Source organism: Erythrobacter sp. (assembly GCF_036351135.1).
In the GTDB taxonomy this organism is placed as follows: Bacteria; Pseudomonadota; Alphaproteobacteria; order Sphingomonadales; family Sphingomonadaceae; genus Erythrobacter.
The window spans coordinates 201,483-216,127 of the sequence record NZ_JAZBON010000027.1; the positions used below are offsets into that span (position 1 = coordinate 201,483).

The following is a 14,645-nucleotide window of genomic DNA, read 5'->3' on the forward strand; positions in this document are numbered from 1 at the left end:
CAATTCGGCGGGCAATCCTCAAACGTGCGGGCTTAGATTTGCTCGCGTCCCTTCCTCACCAGAATCTTGTCGATGCGGCGATTGTCCATGTCGGCGATGGTGAATTCCCAGCCCTGGTCGACAAACATTTCGCCCTCGACCGGAAGCCGCTTGAGAACCGACAGCGCATAGCCCGCCGCGGTACTGAATTCGCGCGGCTCTTCGAAAGCGATGCCGAGATGATCGGAGAGGTCGTTCGCCGATAGCGCCCCCGACACCAGCAATGAGCCGTCCGCGCATTCGATGATCTCCGGCGTATCGCCGAGATCGAGGTCGCTCGCAAAATTGCCAGCGATCGCGGTCAGCAGGTCCGCGGGCGTAACGATGCCTTCGAAATGGCCGTATTCGTCATGCACGACGGCCATCGCGACCTCGGAGGATTGCAACATGCGCAGCGCATCAAGCGCGTCGAGCTGATCGGGCAGGACTTCGGCCTTCTTCGCCATGTCGCGGATCGAAACCGTGTCCCCTTCGACCATCCTCGCGAGCACTTCACGCACCTTGATGATGCCCAGGATCGTGTCGGGCGACCCGTCCGCCACCGGCAGCAGCGAATGCGGGGTTTCCTCGATTGCGGCAAGCAGCTCGGCACGGTCGGCATCGGCCTCGATCCAGTCGAGCTCGGTGCGCGGCGTCATCAACTCGCGCACCGGGCGATCGGCGAGGCGCACCACCCCGGTCAGGATCTGGTGCTGCTCGGCCTCGATCACGCCCGACCGCGTCGCATCGGCGAAAATCATCTGCAATTCCTCCGCCGTGACCGAGGGCTGCCCCTTCGAGCGAATGCCGAACGCCCGGATTATGGCCGCCGAAGACGCGTCCAGGAGCCAGACCAGCGGCGCCGCGATCCGCGCCAGCTTCGCCATCGGCCGCGCCATGACGAGCGACACCGGAACGGCCGCGCGCAGGGCGAGCTGTTTGGGCACGAGTTCGCCGACGACGACGCTGAGATAGGTGGTAATCGCGATCACAAGCACGAAGGCGATTTCGCCCGACATGTCCGCCGGAACGCCCAGTAGCGCCAGCCGCTCGCCCACCGGCCGTTCCAGGCTAGCGCCTGAAAACGCCCCCGTGATGATCGCGATCAGCGTGATGCCGATCTGCACAGTCGAAAGGAAGCGTCCGGGCTCCGCGGCCAGCCGTATGGCGGTAGCCGCGCTGGCCGAGCCTTCCTCCGCCCGCGCGCGCAAGCGGTTGGTCTTGGCTGAGACGATTGCGAGTTCCGACATCGCGAAGACGCCGTTCAGCAGGATGAGGCCGAGAATTATGAAAAGGTCGGGCCAGGGAAACGGTGTCACGCCGCGTGCGCTAGCAGAAACCGCGCGCACTTCCAGTCCTTCCGGTTTCTCCGCGACGCCGCTCAGCGCAGGGCGAGGGGCGGCGTCAAGCGCGGGAGGGCAGGAATGCGGAACAAAAGCGCGGGGGCAGGATTGCAGCATTGGTGGATGATGGCCTGCGCTTTTTGCGGGGACGTCGCATTTTTGCATGCAATCACGAGAAGGGCCCGATCTCAGCGGCCCCACTGAAGTTTACTTACGGAGGACGATCCATGAAGACATCCCGCATTCTGCTTTCGGGCACCGCTGCTCTCGCCCTGCTCGGCACCAGCGCCTGCGTCACCGATCCCAATACCGGCGAACAGAAGATCTCGCGCACCGGCATCGGCGCCGCGGTCGGCGGCACGCTCGGCTATCTCCTGGGCGGCGCGATCGGCGGCACCACCGCACGGATTATCGGCGCGGGGCTCGGCGGTTCGGCAGGCGCAGTCATCGGCAAGCAGTTCGACGACCAGATCCGCGAACTCGACGAAGAGCTCGAAGGCACCGGCGTCGACGTCGAGGAAGTAGGCGATCAGGACGCGATCCTTGTACGCCTTCCCGACGGCGTCACCTTCGCAAGCGGATCGGCGACGATCAATCCCGGATTCCAGAACTCGCTCGACGCGGTGGCGAACAGTCTGATCGAATATCCCAACAGCCTGGTCGACATTTACGGCTTCACCGACACGACCGGCTCCGATTCGCTCAATCAGCGTCTCTCCGAACAGCGCGCGCAGGCGGTCGCCGACTATCTCGCCTCGCGCGGCGTCGCCCGCGGCCGCCTGGCAACGCGCGGCTATGGCGAAAGCTACGATTACCTGCGTGTGAAGACCGGCGACGGCGTGGCCGAACCGCTCAATCGCCGGGTCGAGATCAAGATCATCCCGGTCAGTCAGGACGACGTTAGCGCCGCGCGCACCGGCCAGTAAGGGCCCATCGCAATCTGTCGAAGAAGGGGCGGTCCGGGCACGGGCCGCCCCTTTTATTTGGTAGCGCGCACCCCGGCCGCTCGCTCCGCCAGGCGCGCGACAGCCTGAGCGTGGATCGCCGGAGCACATACCAGAACGCCGAAATCGCGAGGGTCGCGTTTGTTGTAGGCGAGCGGGCGGCCCGAGGCGTCCGACACGCGCGCGCCCGCTTCGCGCGCAATCAGCGTGGCGGCGGCGACATCCCATTCATAACCCCAGCGCAGGGTCGCGACGAGGTCCGCCCGGTCATCGGCGACCATCGCGATGCGCAGCGCGATCGAATTGGGCTTTTCGACCTTGGTCAGGTCACCGTCGGCGCGTGGCAGCTGATCGACCGGCACGCGTGCGCCGTCGAATTCGCGGCAGCTGCTGGCGACGAGGCCCCGCCCGTTCAAAGTCGCGCCGCGTCCGGCAAAGGCGAACCATTCCTCCCCGCGCGCAGGGGCGGCAAGCATGCCGATCAGCGGCTTCCCGCCAGAGACCAGCGCCACCGACACCGACCATCCGCTGCGGCCGCGTACGAAATCGCGCGTGCCGTCGATCGGATCGACCAGCCAGATCAGATCGCGCTCGACCCTCTTCGGATGATCGACCGATTCTTCGGAGAGCCATGCGGCCGCGGGCAAGAGCGCGCCCAGCTCACGCCGCAGGAAGGTGTCGACCGCGAGATCGGCTTCGCTGACGGGATTGCCGGGCGATTTCTCCCAGGTCTCGCACTCGTGCCCCGCCCCCGGCCAGCGCCCGAAAGCGATGCGCCCGGCCTCGCGGACGATCTCCTTGAAACGGCTCTGGTCGATCATGCGGCTGGTTCCTTCGCGACAGCATTTTGGTGGCCCCGGCTTACGCACTTTTCAAGTGCCGCAATCCATGCTTAGGCGCACCGCGAACCACAGCCCGCCACGAACCCCGTGCCGAGGCGACCAAGCGACAATAAGGGATCCCGAGCGCATGAACGTCCATGAATATCAGGCCAAGGAACTCCTCAAGCAGCACGGCATCGCCGTTCCCGACGGACATGCTGCCATGAGCGTCGAGGAAGCGGTCGAGGCCGCGAAAAAACTCCCTGGGCCGCTCTACGTCGTCAAGGCGCAAATCCATGCGGGCGGGCGCGGCAAGGGGACGTTCAAGGAACTGCCCGAAGGCTCGAAGGGCGGCGTGCGCCTGGCGAAGAGCGTCGAGGACGTCGAGGCGAGCGCGAAGGAAATGCTCGGCAACACGTTGGTGACGGCGCAGACCGGCGACGAGGGCAAGCAGGTCAATCGCCTCTACGTCACCGACGGCGTGGACATCGCGAAGGAATATTATTTCTCGCTGCTGGTCGACCGGGCGAGCGGCCAGGTCGCGATGGTCGCCTCGACCGAGGGCGGCATGGATATCGAGACCGTCGCCCACGAAACCCCGGAGAAGATCACCACCATCACGATCGACCCCGCGCAGGGTTTCATGCCGCATCACGCGCGTTCGCTCGCCTTCGGCCTGGACCTCGAAGGCGATCTCAACAAGCAGGCACAGAAGCTCGCGAAGAAGCTTTACGACGCCTTCGTCGCGACCGACAGTTCGATGCTCGAGATCAACCCCCTGGTCGAAACCGAAGACGGCAAGCTGCTGGTCCTCGACGCGAAGATGAGTTTCGATTCCAATGCGCTCTTCCGCCATCCGGACATCGAGGAACTGCGCGACGAGACCGAGGAAGACCCCGCCGAGGTCGAAGCGAGCGAATACGATCTCGCCTATATCAAGCTCGACGGCAATATCGGCTGCATGGTCAACGGCGCCGGGCTCGCGATGGCGACGATGGACATCATCAAGTTGAACGGCGCCTTCCCGGCGAATTTTCTCGACGTCGGCGGCGGCGCGACCACCGAGAAGGTGACGGCGGCGTTCAAGATCATCCTCAAGGACCCGGCGGTCGAGGGCATCCTCGTCAACATCTTTGGCGGCATCATGAAATGCGACGTCATCGCCAACGGCATCGTCCAAGCGGCGAAGGACGTGAACCTTTCGGTTCCGCTCGTCGTTCGCCTCGAGGGCACTAACGTCGCGAAGGGCAAGGAAATCCTGGAGAATTCAGGCCTGCCGATCGTCAGCGCCGACGATCTCGGCGATGCGGCGAAGAAGATCGTTGCCGAGGTCAAGCAGGCGGCGTAATTCCTTGCGATCGCCCCTCCGGACGATCGTCCTCGCGAGACGTGCGGCAAGCCGCACGCGCGTAGCCTGTCCTGAGTGGCTGGCTTGTCAGCCAGCCGAAAGGGGGCGCGCGGTCGCGCTTAGAGTCGCGGGCGAGACCGTTCGGGTCGGGACTATCTTCCCATTAAAGCCCATGGACGCCAGCTTGCCGAACCGGCACGCCGGAACGCGAGCGTAGCCGCTGCATTGATAGAATGACACGCCGCCGCCCAACTTGACGTTTACGTAAACGCAAGCTAGGTCGGGCGGCGAAAACGAGACATATTTCAGGAAGGAAGCTGCCGCATGAAAATCCTCGTCCCCGTCAAGCGGGTGATCGATTACAATGTGAAGCCGCGCGTGAAAGCGGACGGTTCCGGCGTCGATCTCGCCAACGTCAAGATGAGCATGAACCCGTTCGACGAGATCGCGGTCGAGGAAGCGATTCGCATCAAGGAAGCGGGCAAGGCGGAAGAGATCGTTGCGGTCTCGATCGGCCCGGCCAAGGCGCAGGAAACGCTGCGCACCGCACTCGCCATGGGTGCCGACCGCGCGATCCTCGTCGAAACCGACGAAGACGTCGAACCGCTCGCTGTCGCCAAAATTCTCAAGGCGATTGCAGACGAGGAACAGCCAGGCCTCGTCCTGCTCGGCAAGCAGTCGATCAGCGACGATTCGAACCAGACCGGACAGATGCTCGCCGCCCTCATGGGCCGTCCGCAGGGCACTTTCGCCAATACGGTCGACGTCGACGGCGACAGCGTATCGGTGAAGCGCGAGATCGATGGCGGTCTCGAAACCGTGAAGCTGACGCTTCCGGCCATCGTCACCACCGACCTGCGCCTGAACGAGCCGCGCTATGCGTCGCTGCCCAACATCATGAAGGCCAAGAAGAAGCCGCTCGACACGAAGAGCCCGAGCGATTTCGGTGTCGATATCGCCCCGCGCCTCACCACCACCAATGTAAGCGAACCGCCGGTTCGCCAGGCCGGCGAGAAGGTCGAAGACGTCGACGCGCTCGTCGAAAAGATCAAGTCGCTGGGGATCGCGTAACAACGCGGCCCGGCAAGGAAAAGGACACACACATGAACACTCTGGTTCTGGTCGAACACGATAACACATCGGTGAACGATGCGACGCTCGCCGTGGTCACCGCCGCGGGCAAGATGGGCGATGTCACCGCGCTGGTCGCCGGTCACGATTGCAGCGGCGCTGCCGAAGCGGCGGCTAAGATCGCTGGCGTTTCGAAGGTGCTGAAGGCCGATGACGCGGCCTATGGCGAAGGGCTCGCCGAAAATGTCGCGCCGCTCGTCGCCGACATCATGGGCAACTACGACGCTTTCCTCGCACCCGCGACCACATCGGGCAAGAACATCGCCCCGCGCGTTGCCGCGCTGCTCGACGTGATGCAGATTTCCGACATCCTTTCGGTCGAAGGCAACAAGACCTTCACCCGTCCAATCTATGCCGGAAACGCGATCGCCACCGTCCAGTCGAGCGATGAAAAGCTCGTCATCACCGTGCGCGGCACCGCGTTCGAAAAGGCGGCTGCGGAGGGCGGTTCGGCTTCGGTTGAAGATGTTTCTGGTCCGGCCGATGCGGGCATCTCCAGCTTCGTCAGCCGCGAAGTGGCTGATGGTGGCGACCGTCCCGAACTCACCAGCGCCAAGGTCATCGTCTCGGGTGGCCGAGCGCTCAAGGACGGCGAAACCTTCGAGAAGATCATCAACCCGCTCGCCGACAAGCTCGGCGCGGCGATCGGCGCATCGCGCGCCGCGGTCGATGCAGGTTATGTGCCCAACGATTACCAGGTCGGTCAGACCGGCAAGATCGTGGCTCCTGAGGTCTACATCGCGATCGGCATTTCCGGCGCGATCCAGCACCTTGCCGGCATGAAGGATTCCAAGGTCATCATCGCCATCAACAAGGACGAAGATGCGCCAATCTTTCAGGTCGCCGATATCGGCCTCGTCGCAGACCTCTTCAACGCCGTCCCGGAGATGACCGAAGCGCTGTAAGCTGTAAGCTCCCGTTCATCCGGGAACGATCAAAAGCCTCCGCCCGCATCACGCGCGGCGGAGGCTTTTTGCATATGCCTTGTACCGTGAAACGCGCGATGGCGGGCGCGCTCGCCGTATTGATCGCAGCTGCGGGGACCACCGTCGTTCATGCCGAGAAATTGCTGCCGGCACAGGCGGCCGCGGACGCGAAGGCGGTGCGCCTTGCCCCCATTTCGCCCTGGGTCGTCGATTACGACGACAACAAATGCTCGCTCCTGCGCACATTCGGGAGCGAAGAGGACAAGCACATCCTCATGCTGGACCAAGGCGCGCCGGATAGTTCGATCCTGATGGGAATGGCGGGAAGCGCGGTGAAGCCGTTCCAGCGCACTGGCCGCATTCATCTAGGGACATTCGCTGACAAGCCGTTGGAACTGGTCAAGAACCCCTCCTACGGCGATCTCGAGCTCTACGGACCTGCCGTGATGCTCAGCATCTTTATGCGCGAAGGTGAATGGGAGCCCGGCGCGCGGGTGCAGCCGTCGAAAGCGCAGGAAGCCGCCGCAGGCGTCGACCGGATCGTCATCCGCCGCGGATCGAAGATCCTTTCCTACGAGACGGGCAATCTCAAAGAGCCGTTCGTCGTCATGCACGATTGCCTCACGAATCTGCTGACGAGTTGGGGGCTCGATGCCGCAGAGCATGCGCATTACACGCCCCCGGCCTTGACCAATGAGAACGCTGTCGCTCGCAAACTCTTCGAAACCTATCCACCCGATGCGCTTGAGGCAGGTGAGCAGGGCAGCTTTCGCGTGCGGCTCATCGTGGAGAAGGACGGCAGCATTTCGGATTGTTTCGTCGAAGAGGCCACTAAGGTCGATGACCTCCGCCCGGCGGTGTGCAAGGAAATGCTCAGGTCGAAGTTCGTCCCGGCACTCGGGGTGGATGGCCAACCTATCCGATCGTTCTACGTAACGATGATCACCTACAGGGTAAGTTAGGCCAGCAAACCGGGCGGACGCTCACCGCTCGCATGCTTTCGCCAGTGGCTCGGGCGGAACGACACGCTCCCGCCTTTCGGCCCGCCTGCCCGGCAAGCCCGGACTGCGCCGGCCCGGCTGCGCGCCAAGGCGCATTGCCGCCAGCCGCGCAGCGCTGCGGGTGGCGCCTTCGCTGTTCCCGGTCAGCAGTTCGGAGGCGCACAGCGCGCATTCCTTCTGCGCCTCGTGCGAGCGATCCTGAGCCACGACCTGCGCGAGCAGCGCGAACAGGCGAAAGCGCTGCTCGCCGAAATAATCCTCGTCGCGCGAGGCTTCGAGCACGGAAAAATAGAGCTCTTCATGCGGATTGCGCACGTCGCCGCGCCACAGGCGCCGGCCGGTGAAGACATAGGCGCCCGATCCGACCTCGAGCGTGCAGGCGTCGCTCGCGGTGACGAGCGCACCGTTGATCACCGCCTGGCTGCCGGCGGCAAGGACGATGCTTTGCGAAGGGGGAGGCGCGTCGGGCTGTTCGATCATGATAGGAAGAACGCGCGCTAGTCGCTTTGGTTCGCCCGGATTACTACGCAGCGGGTTACCCCTATGTCGCCCGATCACAAGGTGTTGAGAGGCCCGAGGCCTCCATTTCCCTCACATGAGCGAGGTGAGGAAATGCAGCGTCATGCCGACGAGACCGCCGACCAGCGTCCCGTTGATGCGGATGAACTGCAGATCGCGCCCGACCGCGCTTTCGATCCGCCCGGTGATCGTCGTCGCGTCCCAGCGCTTTACCGTTTCCGACACCAGCGTGACGATTTCCGAGCCGTAGCGCGTCGCGACGCCGACCGCGGTGCGCCGGGCGAAACGGTTGATCTGGATCTGCAGCCGCTCGTCCTGCTTCAGCGCCGCGCCGAGATCGGCCAGCGTCCCGCGCATCTCTTCGCCCAGCCCGCTTTCCGGATCGCGCGCGCGGCGGATCATCGAGCGCCGGATCCGCTCCCAAACGCCCATCCACCATTCGGCGACCGCCGGGTTTTCGAGAAGGTCGCGCTTCATCTCCTCGATCCGTGCGCGCGTGGCCTCGTCATGCTGAAGGTCGTGCGCGAGCTTGGATAGCCCCTGTTCGATCTTGCCGCGCAAGGGATGATTGGGATCGACCAGCACTTCGGCCAGCAGCTTGTAGAGCCCGTCGAGGACGTTGCTCGAAATCGTCTTGTCGAGCCCCGCCCAGCGCAGCACGCCCGCGACCCGGCGATGGATAATGTCGCGGATGGTTTCTTCGTTGTCCTCCAGCGTCAGTCCAGCCCAGCGGATGATACCGTCGATCAGCGGCAGGTGCCGGCGATCGACCATCGCGCTTTCGAGCATGCGCCCGGCAAGCGGCGAGACATCGATCTTCGCGAGCTGTCCGCCGAGGCCGCTGCGCACCTGATTGCCGAGCCGATCGGGATCGAGCGATTCGAGCACTTCCGCGAGCAGCTCCGCCGCCCCGCCGGTGATCCGCGAACGGGTATCGACCTGGCCGCGGGTAGGGCTTTCGACCAGAAAATCGCCGACCGCGCGCGCGACATTCATGTTCGACATGCGCCGCGCGACGACGGCGGGGGTGAGGAAGTTTTCTCGGAGGAACTGCGCCATCGTGTCGGCGATCCGGTCCTTGTTGGACGGAATGATCGCCGTGTGCGGGATCGGCAGCGACAGCGGGTGGCGGAACAGGGCGGTGACTGCGAACCAGTCGGCGAGCCCGCCGACCATCGCGGCCTCGGCAAAAGCATTGACATAGCCCCAGGCGGCATGACCGGTTTCGGCGGCGGCATGGGTCGAGAAGAACAGCACCGCCATCGCCGCAAGCAAACCGCTCGCGGTCCAGCGCATGCGCCGCGCGCGGTCCACGCTCAGCGGTTCGCCGCCGAAGGTCAGGGGCATGTTGCGCGCACCGGTCGCCATAAGCCGCTCTATCTGCCCGAATTATCCGGCTGCGTCACGCCCTGTCGCGAGGGAGCGCGCCCGCGCCTATTCGGCGGGCTGGGCACCGGGTTCGCTGCCCGGTCCTCGCGAAGAGCCACGCGCCAGGCCGCTATCCTCGCTCGGGAACGGCATGTCGGGCGCAGGTTCCGGCCGCACGGGCCGCCCATCGTCGCCCGGCTTGTAGGTCAGGAGATTGCGGCGCAACCACGGGCCCACGCGCCGCTCGAAGCCATCGGCGAGGCTGAAGCCTGCCGGCACGATCACCAGCGTCAGCAGGGTCGACATGATGAGGCCGCCGATCACGACCACGCCCATCGGCTGACGCCATGCGCCATCGCCAGAAAGCGAGAGCGCCACCGGCACCATCCCCGCCGTCATTGCAACGGTGGTCATGACGATCGGCTGCGCGCGCTTGTGGCCCGCCTCCATGATCGCCTCGGTCTTTGCGGTGCCGCGGTCCATCTCCTCGATCGCGAAGTCGATCAGCAGGATCGAGTTCTTCGAGACGATGCCGAGCAGCAGCAGTATGCCGATATAGACCGGCATCGATTGCGGCATGCCGAGCAGCCAGACGAGAAAAATTCCGCCGAGCGGCGCGAGCGCGAGCGAGGTCATGTTGACCAGCGGGCTCATCAGGCGCTTGTAGAGCAGCACCAGACAGGCGAATACGAGCAGGACGCCCGCGACGATGGCGATCGAGAGGTTGGTCTGCAGTTCCTCCAGGAATTCGTCCTGTCCCACCTTGTCCCGGATGACGCCGGTCGGCAGATTCTGCAGGATCGGGAGGGCCTCGACTTCGGCCTGCGCTTCGCCCTGCAACACGCCGTCGGCAAGATCAGCACCCACGAGCACGCGGCGGCTCTGATTGTAGCGCTGGATCACCGTCGGCCCCGCGCCGAAGGAGATGTCCGCAACGCGCGACAGCGGCACCGTTCCGCCAGTCGCAGTCGGCACCGGCAGGTTCTCTATAGTCGTGAGATCGGTGCGCGCTTCGTCGCTCAGCCTGACCCTGATAGGGATCTGCCGATCCGACAGCGAGAATTGCGCTGCATTCTGGTCGATCTCGCCGAGGGTCGCGATCCGGATCGTCTGGCTCAATGCGATCGTGCTGACGCCCAGTTCCGCCGCTATCGCCTCTTTGGGGGTGATGACGATTTCGGGGCGATTCAGGTCGCCGCTGATGCGCGGCGCGACCAGCGAATCGAGGCCACGCATCTGTTCGACCAGCGTGTTCGCCGCTTCGTTCAACGTATCCGGGTTCGATCCGGCGAGCATCAGGGTGATGTCGCGGCCGGTTCCGAAACCCCCGCCCTGAGACTGGAACCGGATGCGGGCGTCGGGGATCTTGTTGAGCTCGGGCGTGAGCTGCCGCTCGAATTGCTGGAGGGTGCGTTCGCGATCCTCCTTGAGCGTCAGGTAGATGCTGGCCGACCCGATGCGATTGCGCTGGATAGCGTAATCGTATTCCTGCTGCCGCTCGAGTATCTCGACAACCTGATCGACCACGCCCATCGTGGTTTCGAGCGTTGTGCCGGGCACCATCTCGATCTCGATGGTCGAATTCTTGTCATCGATATCGGGCTGAAATTGCGCCGGAATGTTCATGAATAGAAGCAGCGTGACCAGCAGCGAGAACCAGCCCATGCCGAGCATCCAGATGCGGTGATCGTAGAAGCGCGCGGTGAGGTAGCGCGTGAAACTCCCGGAGCGGCTCCAGAGTCCGCCGAAGAGCTCGATCCCTTTGAGCACGGCGACGCCGGCCGCCAGCGCGATCACCGACACCAGCGCCAGGGTAACCAGCTCAAACAGTTTCGAGACGAGGAAATACGGCCAGGAATTGCTGTCGTCGCTGACCACCCGGGCGACCGCATCCGGTATGCCGAGGCCGCTGATAGCCCCATAGCTCGCGAACAGCGCAAACGCCGTCACGGCCAGCAGGAGCAGCGTCACGAACAGAAGCGCAAGCGTGTAGAGAAAGCGGCGGCGCGGCGGTGTCGTTTTCCGGCGGCGGTCGCGCATCTTGCCGCGGTCGAGCGTCCAGCCGAGCAGCGCCATATAGCGATCCATCCATGGGCCTTCGCCATGCGCGCCCGCGCCCTTCGCCGACAGGAAATAGGCCGCCATCAGTGGCGTGACCATGCGCGCGACAGCCAGCGACATCAGCACCGCAACCACGACGGTGAGGCCGAAATTCTGGAAGAACTGCCCCGAAATGCCCGGCATCAGACCGACCGGCAGGAACACCGCGACGATACAGAAGCTGGTGGCGACCACCGGAAGGCCGATCTCGTCGGCGGCATCGATCGAGGCCTGATAGGCGGTCTTCCCCATCCGCATGTGGCGCACGATATTCTCGATCTCGACGATTGCGTCGTCAACCAAGACGCCCGCGACCAGCGCCAGCGCGAGAAGCGAGAGGAAATTGAGGTTGAACCCCAGCAGGTCCATGAAGAAGAAGGTCGGGATCGCCGAGAGCGGGATGGCGACCGCGCTGATGAAGGTCGCGCGCCAGTCGCGCAGGAACAGAAACACCACGACGATCGCCAGCACCGCGCCCTCGATCAGTGCGGACATCGAGCTCGTATATTGGTTTTCGGTATACTCGGTGCTGGTGCCCAGCTGGATGAAGCGCACGCCGTCATTCTCGGCCTCGATTTCCTCCATTGCCGCCAGCGCTTCTTCATAGACCGTCAGATCCGAGAAGTTGCGCGCCCGGTTCATGTAGAAATTGACGACTTCGCGGTCGCCGACCTCGCTGATCGAGGTGCGCTCGCCGAAGCCATCGCGCACCGTCGCTACATCGGCGAGGCGAATCGTGCGGTCGCCGCCCAGCTGTATCTGGCGCTGGGACAGTTCGAATGCTGTATCGGCATTGCCGAGCACGCGCAGCGACTGGCGGGTGCCCCCGACCTCGGCGAGACCGCCGGCCGCGTTGAGGTTATCCTGCCGCAAAATGGCGTTGATCTGCGCCGCCGTGACCCCGAGCGCCTGCATCTTCACCGGGTCGACGACGACTTCGATCTCCCGGTCTACACCGCCGAAGCGGCCGACTTCGGCCATCCCTTCGATATTGAGCAGGCGCTTGATGACGACGTCGTCGATGAAATAGCTGAGCTCACCGATGGTCATGTCGTCGGCTTCGACGGCGACGTAGCCGATCGGTCCGCCGGCGATGTCGGCCTTGCTGATCTGCGGCTCGAGGATGCCGTCGGGCAAATTGCCCCTGACGCCATCGACCGCGGTGGTCACCTCGCTCAGCGCCTCGGTGATGTCGGTGCCGATCTCGAATTCGACGAAGGTGCTCGACGACCCTTCGCGGGCCGAGCTCTGGATCGAATTGACGCCGTTAATGGAACGCACCGCGGCCTCGACCCGCTGGGTGATCTGGTTCTCGATCTCGGTAGGGGCGGCGCCGGGCTGGGCGATGGAGACATTCACCCCGGGAAATTCGACATCCGGATTGTTGGTAACGTCCATGCGCGAGAAGCTGACGACGCCGGCGAGCAGGAGCGCGGTGAACAGCACCAGAGGAATGACCGGATTGCGGATCGACCAGGCGGAAAGATTACGAAAGTTCATGAGGCCTCGTCTGTTCCTGCGTCTCTTCCTGCACCTGTTCCTGCGCCGCACGCCGCGCCGCGCGCTTCCCTATCATAAATTACGTTCGTCCGGCGCATCGGGATGACGATCAGCTGTCCTGGCGCCGCGGGCTCACGATCTCGTCCGGATTGAGAAAGCCGCCCGCGCGAAGGACGACGAGTTCTCTTCCCGTCAGTCCCTCTGTTATCGCAATGCCTTCCGACGTCACGGCACCGGTAGTGACGGGTGTGCGGTTGGCCTTGTTGTCCTCGCCCACGACATAGACGAAGCTGCCCTCGTCATCGGCGAGCACCGCGCTTTCGGGCAGCACGGTCGCACTCATTGTGCCGCTGGCGATCCGCGCGGTGGCGAAACCGCCGGGCCGCAGCTCGGGCGCGTAAGGCAGCGCGATGCGCGCCGTGCCTTGCCGGCTCTGCTGATCGATAGTGGGCGCCAGCTGCCAGATCTGCCCATCGAAACTTTTCGACGTCCCGGTCGGAGTGACGCTCGCCGACATGCCGGTCGAGAGCGTCGCCAGCTGGTTTTCGCTCAGCTGCGCCAGCATTTCCATTTCGCCCCCGCGCGCGATCGTGAACAGCGCCGGGCTGCCCGCGCCGACCGTCTGGCCGGGTTCGACATTGCGCTCGAGCACATAGCCCGAAGCGGGCGCGAGGACGTTGAGCTGGGCATTGCGCGCGCGGCGTTCGGAAAGCTGCGCCTCCGCCACCCGCACGCGGGCGACGGCGCTGTCGCGCGTTGCGGTCAAGCGGTCGACATCGGCTTTCGACACGAAACCGCGATCGACGAGCTGCAGCGCGCGATCGAGATTGGCTTGAGCAAGCTCGGCATCGGCGCGCGCGACCGCGATCTGCGCTTCCTGCGCAGCGGCCTGCTGGGTCTGGACCGAGCGATCGATCACAGCGAGTACCTGTCCCTGACGCACCCAGTCGCCGGCATCGACGCGGACCGAGAGAACCTGTCCGCCTTCGCCCACGACGCCGACCGGCATCGGGCGCCGCGCGGCAAGCGTGCCGGGCGCCTCGATCTCGCCGCTGACCGTGGTCCGGCCCGGCGCGATCACCGTGACGACCGGGGCCTGCGAATTGTCGTCGCCCGCGGCCATGGGTTCGCCGCCCGCAAGCGCGAAATAGGCGCCGATCGCCAGAAGCAGCGCGAACAGGCCGGCGCCCGCAAACAGCAATTTGCGGCCGGTCCCGGATTTGCGCTCACCATCCGTGTCGCCCACCGTCTCGGCGTGGATATCATCCTGCGCTTCGGCGGTGATCGTCGTTGCGTAATTCATTCACGTTACCCTTTAGCGGACGACTGATCGCCTTTCTGCCCGGTCTCCGCATTCATTCGTATCAGGACCGGAGCACGCGAAGTGTGTTATAGGCATAAGTCACCTTCCGCAATCCCTCTTAATCGCCTCGCCGCCTTCGGGCAATGTGCGGATCGTTCGATGACGTGAGAGGCTGACGAACGTCAGGTGCGGCGAACGGAGGTGCAGAAAGCGGAGGCTGGTCCGGATCCGAGCGGTATGTGCGTAAATGTGCCGAGGGGCCGCAAAAACGTCGAAGGCGGCGCAGACCCCATGGTCAGCGCCGCCCTCCTTGTCTGGGGACG

At 64.4% G+C, this 14,645-nt stretch carries 11 protein-coding genes; 5 read left to right on the forward strand and 6 right to left on the reverse strand.

What is annotated here, in order from left to right; all coding sequences use genetic code 11:
• Positions 1–32: 32 nt before the first annotated feature.
• Positions 33–1,337, reverse strand: coding sequence for a hemolysin family protein (locus V2I30_RS10590; protein WP_330662126.1), 1,305 nt, complete (start codon positions 1,335–1,337; stop codon positions 33–35).
• A gap of 251 nt (positions 1,338–1,588) precedes the next feature.
• Between V2I30_RS10590 and V2I30_RS10595 the strand changes: the two genes are divergently transcribed.
• On the forward strand, positions 1,589–2,287 hold the full coding sequence (locus V2I30_RS10595) for an OmpA family protein (RefSeq protein ID WP_330662127.1): 699 nt from the start codon (positions 1,589–1,591) through the stop codon (positions 2,285–2,287).
• 53 nt (positions 2,288–2,340) lie between these two features.
• On the opposite strand, the gene V2I30_RS10600 is transcribed toward V2I30_RS10595, so the two are convergent.
• On the reverse strand, positions 2,341–3,126 hold the full coding sequence (locus V2I30_RS10600; RefSeq protein WP_330662128.1) for a 3'(2'),5'-bisphosphate nucleotidase CysQ: 786 nt from the start codon (positions 3,124–3,126) through the stop codon (positions 2,341–2,343).
• 148 nt (positions 3,127–3,274) lie between these two features.
• Between V2I30_RS10600 and sucC the strand changes: the two genes are divergently transcribed.
• The 4 genes from sucC to V2I30_RS10620 all read left to right on the forward strand — a co-directional run bounded on the left by sucC (position 3,275) and on the right by V2I30_RS10620 (position 7,493).
• A complete protein-coding gene (gene sucC, locus V2I30_RS10605; protein WP_330662129.1) occupies positions 3,275–4,474 on the forward strand; it encodes an ADP-forming succinate--CoA ligase subunit beta in 1,200 nt (399 codons plus the stop codon).
• Between the two features lie 324 nt (positions 4,475–4,798).
• Positions 4,799–5,545: an electron transfer flavoprotein subunit beta/FixA family protein gene (locus tag V2I30_RS10610; RefSeq protein WP_330662130.1), complete on the forward strand. Its 747-nt coding sequence runs from the start codon at positions 4,799–4,801 to the stop codon at positions 5,543–5,545.
• 32 nt (positions 5,546–5,577) lie between these two features.
• A complete protein-coding gene (locus tag V2I30_RS10615) occupies positions 5,578–6,510 on the forward strand; it encodes an electron transfer flavoprotein subunit alpha/FixB family protein (protein WP_330662131.1) in 933 nt (310 codons plus the stop codon).
• A gap of 74 nt (positions 6,511–6,584) precedes the next feature.
• Positions 6,585–7,493: an energy transducer TonB gene (locus tag V2I30_RS10620; RefSeq protein ID WP_330662132.1), complete on the forward strand. Its 909-nt coding sequence runs from the start codon at positions 6,585–6,587 to the stop codon at positions 7,491–7,493.
• Positions 7,494–7,514: 21 nt separating this feature from the next.
• Here V2I30_RS10620 and V2I30_RS10625 read toward each other — a convergent pair whose 3' ends face one another.
• The 4 genes from V2I30_RS10625 to V2I30_RS10640 all read right to left on the reverse strand — a co-directional run bounded on the left by V2I30_RS10625 (position 7,515) and on the right by V2I30_RS10640 (position 14,322).
• Complete coding sequence (locus V2I30_RS10625; protein ID WP_330662133.1) at positions 7,515–8,012, reverse strand: hypothetical protein; 498 nt, start codon at positions 8,010–8,012, stop codon at positions 7,515–7,517.
• Between the two features lie 111 nt (positions 8,013–8,123).
• On the reverse strand, positions 8,124–9,419 hold the full coding sequence (locus tag V2I30_RS10630) for a DUF445 domain-containing protein (protein ID WP_330662134.1): 1,296 nt from the start codon (positions 9,417–9,419) through the stop codon (positions 8,124–8,126).
• Between the two features lie 66 nt (positions 9,420–9,485).
• A complete protein-coding gene (locus V2I30_RS10635) occupies positions 9,486–13,019 on the reverse strand; it encodes an efflux RND transporter permease subunit (RefSeq protein WP_330662135.1) in 3,534 nt (1,177 codons plus the stop codon).
• A 109-nt stretch (positions 13,020–13,128) separates the two neighbouring features.
• Positions 13,129–14,322 carry an efflux RND transporter periplasmic adaptor subunit gene (locus tag V2I30_RS10640; protein WP_330662136.1) on the reverse strand — a complete coding sequence of 398 codons (1,194 nt, stop codon included), beginning with the start codon at positions 14,320–14,322 and terminating at the stop codon, positions 13,129–13,131.
• Positions 14,323–14,645 lie beyond the last annotated feature (323 nt).

What these genes read in the sequence shown, in the direction of transcription:
- V2I30_RS10595 (WP_330662127.1), top strand. Translation starts at nt 1,589, where the DNA reads ATGAAGACATCCCGCATTCTGCTTTCGGGCACCGCTGCTCTCGCCCTG.
- V2I30_RS10600 (WP_330662128.1), bottom strand. Translation starts at nt 3,126, where the DNA reads ATGATCGACCAGAGCCGTTTCAAGGAGATCGTCCGCGAGGCCGGGCGC.
- sucC (WP_330662129.1), top strand. Translation starts at nt 3,275, where the DNA reads ATGAACGTCCATGAATATCAGGCCAAGGAACTCCTCAAGCAGCACGGC.
- V2I30_RS10610 (WP_330662130.1), top strand. Translation starts at nt 4,799, where the DNA reads ATGAAAATCCTCGTCCCCGTCAAGCGGGTGATCGATTACAATGTGAAG.
- V2I30_RS10615 (WP_330662131.1), top strand. Translation starts at nt 5,578, where the DNA reads ATGAACACTCTGGTTCTGGTCGAACACGATAACACATCGGTGAACGAT.
- V2I30_RS10620 (WP_330662132.1), top strand. Translation starts at nt 6,585, where the DNA reads ATGCCTTGTACCGTGAAACGCGCGATGGCGGGCGCGCTCGCCGTATTG.
- V2I30_RS10625 (WP_330662133.1), bottom strand. Translation starts at nt 8,012, where the DNA reads ATGATCGAACAGCCCGACGCGCCTCCCCCTTCGCAAAGCATCGTCCTT.
- V2I30_RS10630 (WP_330662134.1), bottom strand. Translation starts at nt 9,419, where the DNA reads ATGGCGACCGGTGCGCGCAACATGCCCCTGACCTTCGGCGGCGAACCG.
- V2I30_RS10635 (WP_330662135.1), bottom strand. Translation starts at nt 13,019, where the DNA reads ATGAACTTTCGTAATCTTTCCGCCTGGTCGATCCGCAATCCGGTCATT.
- V2I30_RS10640 (WP_330662136.1), bottom strand. Translation starts at nt 14,322, where the DNA reads ATGAATTACGCAACGACGATCACCGCCGAAGCGCAGGATGATATCCAC.